The organism is Vibrio sp. S9_S30, from assembly GCF_014694455.1.
Taxonomy (GTDB): Bacteria; Pseudomonadota; Gammaproteobacteria; order Enterobacterales; family Vibrionaceae; genus Vibrio.
This window is the reverse complement of sequence record NZ_JAAUWT010000015.1, coordinates 23,626-38,026: the sequence shown is the minus strand read 5'-3', so window position 1 is coordinate 38,026 and position 14,401 is coordinate 23,626. Positions and strand designations below refer to the sequence as shown.

Here is a 14,401-nt window from a genome sequence, read left to right as displayed (position 1 = left end):
ATGCGTATCGAACAAGAACTCAAGTTAGGATTTAAAGATGTCCTGTTTCGCCCGAAACGTTCTACCTTAAAAAGCCGATCCCAAGTAAATTTAACCCGCGAGTTTACATTCAAGCATAGTGGTCGTCAATGGTCTGGGGTGCCTGTCATTGCAGCAAACATGGATTCTGTTGGAAGCTTTGAAATGGCGATAGCCCTTGCGAAAAACGGCGTTATGACGGCCATACATAAGCATTACACTGTAGAAGATTGGGCAGAATTCGTTAAGACATCGAATAAAAGCGTGCTCGGCAATGTCATGGTGAGTACTGGTACTTCCGAGGCTGACTTCCAGAAAACCCAAGACATCCTCGCCCTAAGCGACGAGTTAATTTTCATTTGTATCGATATAGCCAACGGCTACTCTGAACACTTATGTGAATACGTATCTAAAGTACGCGCGGCGTTTCCTGATAAAGTGATTTCAGCGGGTAACGTAGTAACAGGCGATATGACGGAAGAACTGATTCTAGCGGGCGCGGACATCGTAAAAGTGGGTATTGGTCCGGGCTCAGTATGCACCACGCGTGTAAAAACTGGGGTCGGTTATCCGCAACTTTCTGCGATTATTGAATGTGGTGATGCGGCACATGGATTAGGCGGTACGATCATTGGTGACGGTGGTTGTTCTTGCGCTGGAGACGTTTCTAAAGCGTTTGGTGGTGGTGCCGACTTCGTCATGCTTGGTGGCATGCTAGCTGGTCATGAAGAGTCTGGTGGGGAACGGCTTGAGAAAGATGGCAAAACCTACATGAAGTTCTACGGCATGTCTTCACAATCGGCGATGGATAAACACTCTGGTGGTGTGGCCAAATACCGTGCGGCGGAAGGAAAAACGGTACTGCTACCGTTCCGTGGACCTGTAGAAAACACCATTCAAGATATTCTTGGAGGTGTACGCTCCACTTGCACCTATGTTGGTGCGGCTAAGCTGAAAGAACTGACCAAGCGTACCACTTTCATTCGTGTTCAAGAGCAAGAAAATAATGTGTATGGGAAAGAGTAACGATACGTTACTACATAATGCAAAATAGCCTAGTCGCTCTCGAAAATGATGACGTGAGAAAGCTGATTCTGATGGCTGTCATGCGTATCGATATGGTATGAAAAGAATAGACTAAGAGTGCTCTACGAAAAACGCAGCGCCGAATCGTTTGCTGCGTTTTGAATAATAATGCTCGCCAGCTTCAGAGGTTATTTGTATAAACCTTCCACTTCCTTAAAAAGGGTGGTGATTTCACGTGTTCTTGTAATACCGCGCTTTTCCAAGATCCAGTCCTGAACCCCTTTATAAGCTTCCCTGAAGGTGCGATTCTTTAGCTGCCAATCGGTCGATACTTGCTTACCATTGACAGAAACTTGCGCTCTAAGGACTTCGACGACACTCCCGTTGCTGGTTCGTCTAAGGCGCTTGCTTAACCCTTTAACTGAGCCATCGGGGTGGAATATTTGATTGACATCGAGTGTGAGCCGTATCTCTCTTACTTTTCGTTTTTCAGAGAGGTGATTTTGGAATTCACGAGCCGACTTTTCCGCTTTTTGAGGGGTTCCAAACTTAGAGAAAGGGAAGTATTTCTGAACGTTGAGTACTTTATCTTGTACACGGTAGCCTTTTGGCGATGTTTTGGTAGGGTAAAGCATTACTGTCATTACTTGAGTCTCTCTATTCACGCTATCTTATTTTGAGCTGCCAGATTAAGTTGGTGGCAATAAGTATAAGCGCTTTATTGCGCATTTGTTTGGACTGCGTGTACTAGCAATTCATTTGATTGTACAAGCAGCACGTCATTCAGTTAATTGTACACCAAAATAAATATACTAATGTTAATGTTCTAACAAAAAACAAGTTTAGTGTTTTATAACAAGATGTTAACTTGAGCTCTCAGTATTGAGAGGAAGCTCTGGATATAAAAATAGCAAAAGAAATTGATATGGTCGCACTGATGGAGCTTGCGGAGAAAGTATCCAATTCCGATATTTTACCTCATTTCAGTGAAGAGAGAAGGATGACCTTTATATCAAAAGTGCTTCTGGACGTAAAAACAGCGTTCGACACCGATGCCTTTCACCGTGTTAAAGCTGCTGACAATGATAGGGTAATTGGCTTAGGTGCGTTGCGAGAGGGCTCTTACATTACGCATTTATTTGTCGCTACAGAGCACCAAAGTGACGTGGAGGGCTAAAATGCGATACCAGCACCTCTTACACAATCTTTATCGAGCGATGTAAGGTTAATGGCGTCAGTGGTTGCTGTTTCGTTTTATAAAGCGTAAGGGGACGGGGTCTGGATCGGAAGTGAGCGGGATTCGATTTGTCCCTATGTGTTACTTTTTTAAGTGAAATCTAATAGTGGAACTTGCTGTTTTTCATTTTAATTTATTGATATTGTGCCATTTTGTCGCTTATTAATTGGACTGAATTTTTGTCGTTAAGGCAAAGTAACAGATACGTATTTCGGAGTCGTTTTGTTAGAAAAGATAAAGTTTATCGCCACCGATATGGATGGCACCTTGCTCGATAGTTCAAAAAACCTTCCCTCAGACTTCTATCCTGTTTTCAATGAATTACGCAAAAAAGAGATTCTTTTTGCTGCCGCTTCAGGTCGGCAATATTACAGCCTGTTGAGTATGTTTGAATCTATAGCCGATGACATGCTTTTTATTGCAGAAAACGGTGCGATCGTTATGCATCGAGGGAACGAATTGTACAGTGCTGTTATTCCTAAAGAAGACGTGCACGATATTGTTGTTACTGTTCGGGGTATTGCAAACTCAGACATCGTTTTATGTGGAAAAGATTCAGCGTACATTGAAACAAACGATCCAAGCAAGTTTGAGGAAATCCAAAACTATTACCATCGCGTAGAAAATGTTGACGACTTACTCGATGTCGATGATGAATTCATCAAAATAGCTGTTCTGAATTATGAAGGCACTGAAGAGCACGTGTACCCAGTTGTGTCTAAAAAATTCGGGGACTCTCATCAAGTGGTTGTGAGTGCCAAAATTTGGCTAGACTTTATGCATAAAGACGCTTCAAAAGGCACAGCAATAAAACATTTGCAGAAACTGTTCGGTTTTAGTTTTGAGCAGAGCATGAGTTTTGGCGACTATTTTAACGATGTCGAAATGCTCAAAGAAACGTATCACAGCTACGCAATGGCAAACGCCCATCCTGAAATAAAAGCGCTTGCTCGCTTTGAAGCACCACACCAAGATGCGCAAGGCGTGTTAACGGTAATCAAAGATAAGGTGCTTGCCTAGATCAGGGATGAAAGTACGGCTCGTGCCTGTAGGTTTCTTGCTACGGGCATGACGTTACAGTCGCAGGTTCTAATGCTAGGGAGCTCAATTATTTTCCTTACCCAAGGCTGCCTTCACAGGGAAAGTCAATTGAGATCTCGATGCTCATCCAGCCATTCTTTTAACTTGTTGGAATGCTGTAACATTTGCTGCATTTCGTCATTCTCCCAATTCTTAAAACAAGCATCAATTGTGGGCAAGAAACTTGTGAAAGCGAGCTGAACCTTATCTAATCCAGCGCTGTTTATTTTAATCCACTTTTTTCTTCCATCCGTTTCGTCTTTTCTTATTTCGACTAACCCATCTTGTGCGAGCTTGTTGATCACTTTAGTAATACCAGGTTGGTTCATTTGCATAACCTGGGCTAATTGGCTGATGGTCTGTTCGCGTTCCGGCTGGTTTGAAAAGTGATTGAGTAAATTGAACTGTGACTGGTTAATTCCAATAGGTGCTAGTGCTTTGTTTAGCCAAGAGTCGGTTAGTTGATTAATTATTCCCAATGTAATCATGATATTAATGGACGCTTGTTGTTTTTCTGTCGACATGATGAATGAAACCTCTTGATATATATTCCAAGGAATGTATATTTATTCCATGGAATGTAGTTTAACAAACGAATTAAAGAGGGTATAGCCATGGATAGACGGAATTTTATTAAAGTGATAGGCGCTGGGGCTGTCGTTTTGGCTGCAGCGCCTGTTGTGGTCAGTCACGTTTCAGATTCTGCTGACCTTTTTAGACCCGTTCTAACTTACTCGGATCTGAGAAAGACACTTATTAGCTACGCGATGCTGTGTCCTAATCCTCATAATATTCAGCCGTGGAAAGTGGATTTTGAAGATGAGAATACGATCCTGTTGTATGTCGATGAAGGTAGGCTGTTACCACAGACGGATCCGATTCATCGCCAAATACACATTGGGCAGGGTACATTTATTGAAAGCTTAACCGTGGCTGCAAGCCATTTTGCTATGAGAGCGGACGTACAATATTTTCCGCAAGGTGAGTACGGTAATCAGGTGTTGGAAAACAAGCCAGTTGCCGCGATTAAACTGGTGCCAGATGCGAGTATTCAGCCAGATCCTTTATTCTCTTATCTTGTTACACGTCAATCCAATAAGACCGAATACACAAATGCCAAGCTTACCGATACTGAGCTGAATGCAATTCTTAATGTTGTGAAAACGAATGGCAGCGATTTGAGATTGATACAAACGGAAAAGTACAACCAAGAAATGCGACACTTCCTGAATCAAGCAATGGAAATAGAAGAGCAAAAAAGTGCGCGCAGCTTGGAAACAATAGGTATGTTCCGTTTTAACGACGATGAGTTTAAACAATACCGAGACGGCTTTGGTTTGCCACAAAATGGTGTTGTGGGTGCTAAACGGTGGCTAGCCGAGCAGTTCTTTTTGAGTCGTGAGTCGGCTGAGAAAGATCCTACGGCTTTTGGAAAAGAAGGCATAAAACTGACAAAGGCGGTGACGGAGAGCACACATCATTTCGCTATATTGGTAACGGAAGGAAACACAAGGACAGACCAATTAGAAGTAGGGCGTTTGTACAACAGAATCAATTTAGTAACGGCATCAATGGGCATCGCACAACACCCAATGAGCCAAATCCTGCAGGAGTATGAAGATATGCTTCCACTGCAAGAACGCTTCAAACAGTACTTTAATGTTAACAAGTCACATACCGTGCAAATGGTGTTTAGACTGGGTAAAGCGAACCCCACACCAGAATCCCCTAGAAGAGAAGTGAGCGATTTACTCATGTAGTTTGAATATCCGTTATATTTTTAGACGAGTGAAAAGATCGGTAGCGGTCACAACATGCTATCGATTTTTAGTTCGCTACTTGGGTATTCAATATTAATAACCTTTGTCTTATCTCTGCTATTCGAAGCTCTGACCAACTGTTATCGTGCTCGCATATTTTGTTGATGTACTCAATTAGACTGGAGTTGTGCATTGTTTGCTCACTTAAAATGTTTACAAGGAGGCAACATGAATAGAACTCACAGCTCACATCGCGGTGGTCATAGAGGAAGCCCGAGAGCGCCGTCCTGCCAACCTAACTCAGGAGTAAATTGGCAGCGTTCCTCAAGTAGTCCACCTAAAAAGCCTCAGAAAAATGTGAGTAACACTAAGTAATTCAGTAAGGTAACACATGTCTGGCATCTATGATTCTGTGTATGGTAACGATGACTAGGTGCCTTTCTAGATGGTGTGCTTTACCTTCAATTGAGAATGCGAGTCACTTATCATTAATGTGTAATGTTAACCTAGCATTTACGTTTTCGTGACATACTCTAGTTTAATCGACAGTTAATATTCAGACTATGGAATTGTCAGATATAGAAAAAGTGAAACTATTTATCACTTCACTGATTCAAGAAGATTTAAGCGATGAGGGGCTTATGGATGCCTCTAAAGAGCTTTTTAAAGATACAGCTAATTTGCTCAACAAGGATTTTATGGAAGCGCTTCTTTCTCGAAGAGTGAGTCAAGCGCTAGCAAATATAAATATCATTGTTGAGTTTGCTTATCGAGGCTCGCCTGTCGCTCAGCTACTAACTGGTGTTGATAGACTGTTCGGTTTGGGATCGGAAAAAAATGAAAGTGAGGGTATCTTTTGGCTGGAGCGCTCCTACCGTGGTAGGAATGCAACCGCTGCAATGATTCTTTATACCGTTTATGCGAGTGGTATCGGTGTATTTGAGGACATGGTGAAGGCTAGGAGTTATTTAAATAGTGCTGCCGATCTCAATGTGCCCAAAGCGCAATACATGCTTGCACTGATGTCACTGAGTGGCGAAGGCGGTGAAGTGGATGAAGATCATGCTATTGAATATATGTATCGGGCAGCGAAAAACCATTGCCAAGATGCTATTGAGTTTTTGTCTAGGAGCGAGCTGATTCTTTCTTAGTCAATGCACGTGATATTTGAGTAATTATCCCCCTACACCTACACCTTCACTTAGACGAATAGCGATCTTAACGCGTGCAGCCGCTTAAGATCGCATTGAATTAAATCAGAGTCGCCTAATCGACAATAGGATATACGCCGTTTTCGTCGTGAACTTCATTGCCAGTAATCGGTGGGTTAAATACGCACGCCATGACCATATCTTTGCCTTTATACGCTCTTAGGTAGTGCTCGTCATGTTTATCTAGGATGTAGAGCGTACCCGGTTTGATTGGGTACGTTTTGCCGCCAATGATTTCAATTTCGCCTTCACCACTCATACAGTAAACGGACTCAAGGTGATTCTTATAGTGAATGTGAGTTTCCGTATTTTCGTAGATAGTGGTGATATGGAAAGAAAAACCCATGTTGTCATCTTTGAGCAACATACGAACGCTTTCCCAGTTGGCTGATACCACGCGGCGTTCACTGTTTTGGCATTCTTCTAAAGTCCTTGCAATCATTCTAAAGTCCTTGCAATCAATCTGAATTTCTAAGAGGCTTTTTTAACTATCTGTTGAGCGGCGACCTCAGAAGACGCTTCAAATATTTCTAAGCCTTGAGCCAATTCTGCTTTTGTAATCGTGAGCGGGCAGAAGAATTTGACCACTTCGTCATTTGGCCCCGCTGTTTCGATGATCATACCGCGTTCAAAACAGTTACGAGTAATGAGGCTTGCGACATCAGGTTTTCTACATTCAATTCCAATCATCATTCCACGTCCTTTTATTCTTTTAAATAAGTGAGGAAATTTATGGAGTGATTGTTCTAGGTGTGCGCGAATTTGGCTTGAACGCTCGGAGATGTGTTGTTCGAAATGACTATCTGCCCAATATAGTTCCAACGCTTTTGTCGCCGTTATAAAAGCGTGGTTGTTACCACGGAACGTCCCGTTATGTTCACCAGGATTCCAAACATCCAGCTTTGGCTTTAGTAATACAACCGCCATTGGCAAGCCAAACCCACTAATGGATTTAGAAAGCGTGACGAGATCGGGCTTGATTCCCGAAGGCTCAAAGCTAAAGAAGGTTCCAGTACGCCCACAGCCAGCTTGAATGTCGTCGACAATCAATAGGATTTGATGCTTTTGACAAATGGAACTCAGTTTTTGAAGCCATTCATTGCTGGCTACATTCAAACCGCCTTCACCTTGCACGGCTTCTAGAAGAACAGCCGCTGGCATATCGAGACCACTGGAGCTATCTGAAAGCAAGGTTTCAAATAATGATAGCCCATCAACGTTAGCGTAATTTTCGTAGGGTATACGTGTTACCCCTGTAAGCGGCATTCCCGCGCCGCCACGATGGTGTTGATTACCAGTAGCAGCAAGTGCGCCCATGGTGCACCCATGAAACCCATTGGTAAACGCGACCACATTTTGCCTACCCGTGAATTTTCTCGCGAGCTTTAATGCTGCTTCGACCGCGTTAGTACCAGTAGGACCCGTGAACTGAACTTTGTAATCCAGATCGCGTGGTGCGAAGATATATTTTTCCAATGCATGCAGAAACTCCGCTTTGGCTTCAGAGTGCATATCTAAGCCATGCGTGATGCCATCGTTTGTAATGTATGTGAGCAAAGCATCCTTTAATATCGGGTTGTTATGCCCGTAGTTTAATGAGCCTGCACCTGCTAGAAAATCTAAGTACTTATTGTCGTTCTCTGCTTCTAACCAACTCCCCTGAGCTTTTTGAAAAACAACAGGAAAGTTATTTGAATAGGATCTAACTTTAGATTCCTTTTTCTTAAAGATATCCATTGTGGGACCGCTTTTTCCTTGGGTTAAAGTTTAAGTAGAGGGATGCGATACAAATATTCGGTATCGTGCTTGCCTTTGAAATGTACGTCTTCATCCAAAAATGTGGATTTAATTCCGGTGTTGCCATTTTCTTTGTCTAATTTATTGAATAGGTTCCATGACGCCTGATTTGATTCGGTGATTGTGGTTTCTACACACTCTACTGCTTTCAAGTTTTCTCTTTTCAATAACGCCTTCAACATTGAAAACGCCAGTCCTTTTCCCCTGTGATTTGGGGAGACGGCAACCTGCCAAACAAACAAATCTTTCGGTGAATTAGGCTTGCAATAACCGGATATGAACCCAGCTAATTCGCCATTACACTCCGCAACAATGCACGTCTCTTTGAAGTGAAAAGATTGTAAGAAATTACAGTAAGAGGAGTTGGTATCTAGAGGGGGACAGCTCTCTATCAGCTGGTGGATGTCATCCCCGTCTTGCTTGTTAGGGCTTCGAAATATCCACTCTGTTTCTGGCTTTTCTAATGGGTCTGGGTTCGCTACCCAAGCGGTTGAAATGGTCATTTTATGTCACGAATATATTTAGAGGTCTAAGTATTATTTATGGTTAAAAGGGTACATTATTTAGAAATCAAATCAAGGGTAACTGAAAAATCTTATGTTTTTTAGGGTAAGAATGACTAAATTTCGTTTAAAATGATTGAGTTCAAAATGTTAGTGTGCGAATCGTTAAGTTGACCAAGTTATCGTTGGAGTTGTTACTCATGCGTCAGGTTGTTAGCCATGCGTCAAACGGACACAAGCACCGAGCTTTTTGGGGGAGTAGCGTGAAAATACAATGGGGGTTTCAGGGAAGGGGCATGACCAACACATAACCTCGGCGAGATTGAGGTTATGTGTGGCTTTAGTGCGGTGATTTAGAACAAGGCATCTGTTTTTGCGGCGCAGATAAAATCATTTCTATGGAGCCCCTTGATCGAGTGACTCCACCACTGAACCGTCACTTTCCCCCATTCGGTGGTAAGGGCAGGATGGTGACCTTCTTTTTCAGCCATCTCTCCTATTAGATTGGTAAACGCTAAAGCTTGCTTGAAGTTTTTAAACGTATAGATTCTTTCAAGTTGCAAAATGCCATTTACATCGATGAGTTGCCATTCGGGGATCTGTTTTAGTAGTGTTTTGGCTTCTTCTGTTTCAACTTTTGGTGCATCAAATCGGCATGCTTCACAAGATGACTCTAATAGTGTTTCTGACATGGTTTTTCCTTACTCGTGTTCCAGTTCATACATTGGTGCATGTAGACCCAACGTTTTTGCGTGTTTAATGAGTGACATAATATCGAGGTTGGCTATTTCGAACAGCTCGTTAATATTGTCTATGTAAAAATATTTTGGTTGCATGATGTTGATTCGGTATGGTGTGCGAAAAACATCAATGGGGTCTAACGGAGCGAATACTGGTTTGTCGCTGTACACATACTGAGTCTCCCCTGGGCTAGAGAGTATGCCTCCACCATAAATGCGCATCCCTTTGGGGTTTTTGATTAGCCCAAACTCAACGGTAAACCAATAGAGCCTAGCAAGGTAAACCCTGTCTTCTTTTGAAGCGTTTAGCCCTAACTTGCCGTAAGAATGGGTAAAAGCCGCAAAAGCCGGGTTTGTGAGCATGGCGCAATGCCCAAATATTTCATGAAAAATATCGGGTTCTTGAAGGTATTCCATTTCCTCCCTTTTCCGAATAAACGTTGCGACTGGAAACTTACGTTCAGATAACATTTCGAAAAATCGGTCGAAGCTAATTAAGGCAGGTACAGCCTCACATTGCCAGCCTGTTTCTGAAGAGAGGACCGCGTTAATTTCATGAAGCTGCGGAATACGTTCATGTGGGAGGTTGAGTTTTTTTAGCCCTTCCATGTACTCGGTACAGGCTCTATTTTGTATGCAGTTAAGTTGCCTCCGGATGAGTGTGTTCCACACATTATTTTCTTCATCAGTCCAATGAATGACGCCATTTTCATCCGCTTTTTTTGACTGATACTGGCTTTGCTTAGTCATAAATCACCACGATGTTTCGAATATGTTGCATTAATGTGGTAACTATCGATGAAAACTAAATTATCGTCTACAAAATCATCAATTTCCCAAAATCTCAGCCTGTAACAATTAATTTACATGCGTTTTTTAGAGCCCGGTGATGCTTGAGGGTAAGAGCAATAAGGTGCTCTAAATCACGTAATGAACAGAAGTTGTCACCGGATGCATCAATCATTCTATTGATATGCATATTAGTTGTGTAGAATTCCGCGCGCTTAATCAGTTGTGAGACTTTGGTTCTATTGTTGGATTATTTTCTTGCAAAATTTAATTTACCCATAAAACACTCAAATCAGTTGGATGTCGTTTTGAAAAAACAGTTTGCTTTCGTTTTCGCCAGTACCGTCGTATTGTCCGCTCATGCTGGGGCAGAAGTTCGCCCAGAGACTTACCAATTATTTACTGCAAAGGTTGGTGGATCTCGTTTCCACTCCCAAGTGGCAAGTGTTGGTGATTATGAGTTGGTAGGGCGATCTTTATCACTTGAATATTCACGTATGACATCAATTTGGACAGAGGAAAATGATGTATATTTAGGCGTTTCTTTCTCTGGTGATATTCATTACAACTCAAAGAAAAAGTCCGATACACCTTCCTTATACGAAGTAGAAGAGATCAGTTCTCTTGTTTTGAATGTCGCACCAAAAATAACGCATTCGCTAACCGATCGCATCGATATTTATGGTGCTGCTGGTTTATCTTATGGGTATGTTGAAGCGCTAGAATATAAAAAAACATTGACGGTCGATAAAGATTCCAAGCCAAAAGCAAAAGGGGCGGGTTACATGTGGGCAATTGGAAGCAGTTACCGATTGCATAACAATTTTGAGTTTGGTGCTGAGTTACGGGGTAACAAATTGGCACTCAAGAAGGTTGATAAAAAAGGGGATGCAAACCTGTATGCCTTCTATGTCACAATGGGATACGAGTTTTAACGCATTATCGATTTTGTCGTATTCAGCGCGGTTGGACTAAATGGCATTTTTTAGATGATGCTGTTTCGTCCAATAGACAATGTCCTCTAAAGTTTGTGCGCGGCCATTGATAAATCCTTGAAAATAATCACAATTCGCCGTATCAAGCAATGCCATTAGTTCCGTTTCTTCTACGCCTTCGGCGATCACGGTACAATTTAATCCGTGTGCTAGTGAAATTGAAGCGCGGACAATGGCATGATCCGAATCACTTATGTGCATCCCCGATACAAAAGAGCGGTCAATCTTAATTTGATCAATCGGTAACTCTCTTAGTAACGTCAGTGATGAGTAGCCAGTGCCGAAGTCATCCAAACTTATCTTGAATCCAATAGCCCTTAACGCTTCCAATACTTGCTTAGTATTTTTCATGTCTTTCAGCATGTCGCTTTCTGTGACCTCGAGGACGAGTCGATTTGGGTCGATTTGGCCGCTGTCTACTAATTGTTTGAGGTTATTAAACAGTGCGCGGCTATTGAGGTCTTTTGCTGAAAGATTTAAATGAATGCTTGCATCTATACCGGACTCGCTAAAAATTTTCATATCAAGTATGACTTGGTTGACCACCCAATCTGTGATGTCACGAATGATGTGTGATTGCTCCGCGATAGGAATGAATTTCTCGGGTGATATGAAGGTTCCATCGGGTTGTGGCCAGCGAATTAACGCCTCATATCCGTATAGAGAATTGTATCTGGTGTTAACAATCGGTTGATAGTGAAGCTCAAATTCTTGATTGTGGAGTGCTGATGTTAATTGGCTGGAAATGGTGAGCTGTTCATTAGCTTGGTCTTCTAGGTTACTTGAATAGAAATACAAGCCGCAGCCTGAACGCTTTGCTTCATACATGGCAACGTCGGCTTGCTTTAGGATCTGATCTTTTTCTGTGCTGTATTCTGGGTAGATACTGACTCCAGTACTGATGGAAGTGATGACGCTGTATTCTCCAAGGTGGTATGGATGGCTTAGTTCTTCCAAAATTTCATAGTAAAGTGTTTCAATTGGCTTTCGACCGCCAGTACGCAATATGATGACAAATTCGTCCCCTCCGATTCTTGAAAAGAAAGCTTGTTTCGGCAACACCATACTCAGCCTCTGGCTAATTTGCTGAAGCAGCATGTCCCCAAATTGGTGTCCCATTGCATCATTTACGTATTTAAAATTGTTTACATCGAACAGTAAGACAGAGAAGGGGGTTCTACGCTCGATATACTTGTCGAGTTGACTCATACAAAATTGTCGATTGGGTAACTTGGTTAAGGAATCGTGAAGTGCGTTATAGCGCTCAAGTTGAGCTATGTCGTCAATTTGATTGATGGTTTTTTGGCTATAGCTGACGACCAAAACAACAAAGATACTGCCACCAAATAAGATAGTAGCGATGCCAAGTTCAATGAAACCGGCTGAGTGCTGGTTCAATAAATACAAAAGAAACAACGTGTAGCCAAAGCCGAATGCAATAATGAGGGCTAGCAATATTTGCCACCCTAACTCATGTGTTTTCTGACAAATCTGGATAGCGGGTCTGAGCCCTAAGCCCAAAAATACAACTCCCAGAAAAACGAGCAAGTCAGCAACTAGAATCACATTTAACCCTTAACAATGGCAGCGCGAATTTGCTTTGCGCATAAGCTGTAGATGCATCAGAACTCTGTTTCTTACATCCATTACATCTATTACAAATAAAGTATAGACAACGTTACAAACATATTTCGCAAAATGGTTAGTTTGGTAGGTTCTTCAGTTTGATAATTCAACATGCTTAGCGCTTTAGGGGATCTAACCGCTATAGAGTTGATGCCTTTTTATATTAATACAGATGCTTATTGGTGCTCTTTAATTTTCTACACTAAGTCAATGCTTTGCTGCGCTAGATCAACAAAACGCGTATTCTCCTAACCTGATGATTAAAATAAAGTTGATAGATTAAAAAATCATTGAATAATGGATTCATCTTCGATGAAAGCATATCGCTTCAGAATATTAGCTAAAAACAGGATTCATAACCTTATGCCTCATTCCTTCGTTCTGGTTATAAACTCAGGGAGTTCTTCTCTTAAATTTGCTGTGATTGACTCTGAAACGGGTGGCACCGTTATTAGCGGCTTAGGTGAATGCTTCGGATTACCTGATGCGGTAATCAGTTGGAAACATGATGGCAATAAGTTTGAAGAGAAGATTGGTGAACCTGAAAATCATCATCAATATGCTATTAATCGAATTGTGGGATTAGTGGATGAATGCAAGTTAACTGAAAACATTGTTGCTGTAGGTCACCGAATTGTTCATGGTGGCGAACGGTTTACTCATACTGTTCGAATTAATGAAGATGTCTTACAGGAAATTGAGAGCCTTTCGGATCTAGCTCCGTTGCATAACCCAGCGGGTGCGATAGGTATTCGTGCGGCAATGTCTGTTTTCCCTGCTTTGCCTCAATTTGCTGTATTTGATACGGCTTTCCACCAATCTATGCCTCAAAAAGCGTTCACTGAGGCGATATCGAACGAATTGTACAGAGAGTATGGTATTCGTCGATACGGTTTTCATGGTACAAGCCATTATTTTGTTAGCTGTGAAGCGGCCAAAATGCTCAACAAACCAGTGGATGAATCCAGCTTTATCTCGGTTCACTTAGGCAATGGCGCATCTGTGTGTGCCATCAGTAATGGTGCTTCTGTGGACACTTCTATGGGCTTTACACCGCTCGCTGGGCTAATGATGGGCACACGCTCGGGCGATTTAGATCCAGGCATCATTGAATTTCTAATGAAGAAGGGGTGGAACCAAGAAAGGGTGTTTGAAACGCTGAACAAGAAATCGGGTTTTCTTGGCGTTTCAGGGCTGACTTCAGACGCCCGTGGCATTCTGGATGCCATGGATGAAGGGCATGAGGGAGCAAAGCTGGCCTTTGACGTCTTTACGTACCGTGTTGCAAAGTACATTGCTTCTTACCTCGTTCCACTCGGGCACCTTGATGCCATTATCTTTACCGGAGGTATTGGTGAAAATTCACTACCAATTCGCCGTGAGATTTTGAAAAATCTCAAGCTCCTAGGTTTTGTTGAGGATCCGAAAGGCAATGAAGCCGCAAGATTTGGTGAAGCAGGTATTATTGCTCGGTCGGATATGTTGGGGGCTATCGCCATGGTCGTTCCAACCAACGAAGAGTTTGTGATTGCCCAGCAGTCCGTAGCATTGCTATAACGGGTTGCCACGATGAAACGTTAAAGCGAGCATATAGCTCGCTTTTTCGTCATCATAGGTGA

General features: G+C 42.3%; 15 protein-coding genes. 7 read left to right on the top strand and 8 right to left on the bottom strand.

The genetic code is table 11. The annotated features are described in order from the left end of the window. Entirely contained in the window at window positions 1-1,044 is a 1,044-nt protein-coding gene (locus HC752_RS17300; RefSeq protein WP_190336422.1) for a GMP reductase, read from the top strand. 188 nt (window positions 1,045-1,232) lie between these two features. Here the strand turns inward: HC752_RS17300 and HC752_RS17295 are convergent, their stop codons facing one another. Further along, the gene (locus HC752_RS17295) at window positions 1,233-1,688 is read right to left on the bottom strand and encodes a hypothetical protein (RefSeq protein WP_190336421.1); all 456 of its coding nucleotides are present in this window, start codon (window positions 1,686-1,688) and stop codon (window positions 1,233-1,235) included. A gap of 281 nt (window positions 1,689-1,969) precedes the next feature. Here HC752_RS17295 and HC752_RS17290 point away from each other — a divergent pair, with 281 nt between their 5' ends. Next, a complete protein-coding gene (locus tag HC752_RS17290; protein WP_190336420.1) occupies window positions 1,970-2,221 on the top strand; it encodes a GNAT family N-acetyltransferase in 252 nt (83 codons plus the stop codon). 282 nt (window positions 2,222-2,503) lie between these two features. After that, the gene (locus HC752_RS17285) at window positions 2,504-3,301 is read left to right on the top strand and encodes a Cof-type HAD-IIB family hydrolase (RefSeq protein ID WP_190336419.1); all 798 of its coding nucleotides are present in this window, start codon (window positions 2,504-2,506) and stop codon (window positions 3,299-3,301) included. Window positions 3,302-3,426: 125 nt separating this feature from the next. Here the strand turns inward: HC752_RS17285 and HC752_RS17280 are convergent, their stop codons facing one another. After that, window positions 3,427-3,885: a MarR family winged helix-turn-helix transcriptional regulator gene (locus HC752_RS17280; RefSeq protein ID WP_190336418.1), complete on the bottom strand. Its 459-nt coding sequence runs from the start codon at window positions 3,883-3,885 to the stop codon at window positions 3,427-3,429. Between the two features lie 90 nt (window positions 3,886-3,975). Here HC752_RS17280 and HC752_RS17275 point away from each other — a divergent pair, with 90 nt between their 5' ends. Both HC752_RS17275 and HC752_RS17270 read left to right on the top strand, forming a co-directional pair. Further along, a complete protein-coding gene (locus HC752_RS17275; RefSeq protein ID WP_190336417.1) occupies window positions 3,976-5,121 on the top strand; it encodes an Acg family FMN-binding oxidoreductase in 1,146 nt (381 codons plus the stop codon). A gap of 563 nt (window positions 5,122-5,684) precedes the next feature. Further along, window positions 5,685-6,272 carry a tetratricopeptide repeat protein gene (locus tag HC752_RS17270; RefSeq protein WP_190336416.1) on the top strand — a complete coding sequence of 196 codons (588 nt, stop codon included), beginning with the start codon at window positions 5,685-5,687 and terminating at the stop codon, window positions 6,270-6,272. Between the two features lie 115 nt (window positions 6,273-6,387). Here HC752_RS17270 and HC752_RS17265 read toward each other — a convergent pair whose 3' ends face one another. The 5 genes from HC752_RS17265 to phhA all read right to left on the bottom strand — a co-directional run bounded on the left by HC752_RS17265 (window position 6,388) and on the right by phhA (window position 10,122). Beyond that, window positions 6,388-6,774, bottom strand: coding sequence for an ectoine synthase (locus HC752_RS17265; protein ID WP_190336415.1), 387 nt, complete (start codon window positions 6,772-6,774; stop codon window positions 6,388-6,390). Between the two features lie 29 nt (window positions 6,775-6,803). Continuing rightward, window positions 6,804-8,069, bottom strand: a complete 1,266-nt coding sequence (ectB, locus tag HC752_RS17260) for a diaminobutyrate--2-oxoglutarate transaminase (protein WP_190336414.1) — start codon at window positions 8,067-8,069, stop codon at window positions 6,804-6,806. Window positions 8,070-8,092: 23 nt separating this feature from the next. Further along, window positions 8,093-8,632, bottom strand: a complete 540-nt coding sequence (gene ectA, locus HC752_RS17255; protein ID WP_190336413.1) for a diaminobutyrate acetyltransferase — start codon at window positions 8,630-8,632, stop codon at window positions 8,093-8,095. 353 nt (window positions 8,633-8,985) lie between these two features. Then, window positions 8,986-9,324: a 4a-hydroxytetrahydrobiopterin dehydratase gene (locus HC752_RS17250; protein WP_190336412.1), complete on the bottom strand. Its 339-nt coding sequence runs from the start codon at window positions 9,322-9,324 to the stop codon at window positions 8,986-8,988. A gap of 9 nt (window positions 9,325-9,333) precedes the next feature. Next, the gene (gene phhA / locus HC752_RS17245; RefSeq protein WP_190336411.1) at window positions 9,334-10,122 is read right to left on the bottom strand and encodes a phenylalanine 4-monooxygenase; all 789 of its coding nucleotides are present in this window, start codon (window positions 10,120-10,122) and stop codon (window positions 9,334-9,336) included. A 347-nt stretch (window positions 10,123-10,469) separates the two neighbouring features. Here phhA and HC752_RS17240 point away from each other — a divergent pair, with 347 nt between their 5' ends. Continuing rightward, complete coding sequence (locus tag HC752_RS17240) at window positions 10,470-11,096, top strand: outer membrane beta-barrel protein (RefSeq protein ID WP_190336410.1); 627 nt, start codon at window positions 10,470-10,472, stop codon at window positions 11,094-11,096. 36 nt (window positions 11,097-11,132) lie between these two features. Here the strand turns inward: HC752_RS17240 and HC752_RS17235 are convergent, their stop codons facing one another. Further along, on the bottom strand, window positions 11,133-12,722 hold the full coding sequence (locus HC752_RS17235) for an EAL domain-containing protein (protein ID WP_190336409.1): 1,590 nt from the start codon (window positions 12,720-12,722) through the stop codon (window positions 11,133-11,135). Between the two features lie 423 nt (window positions 12,723-13,145). Between HC752_RS17235 and HC752_RS17230 the strand changes: the two genes are divergently transcribed. Beyond that, window positions 13,146-14,339 (top strand): acetate/propionate family kinase, encoded by a 1,194-nt coding sequence (locus HC752_RS17230; RefSeq protein ID WP_190336408.1) that lies wholly within the window; start codon window positions 13,146-13,148, stop codon window positions 14,337-14,339. The last annotated feature ends 62 nt before the right edge of the window (window positions 14,340-14,401 follow it).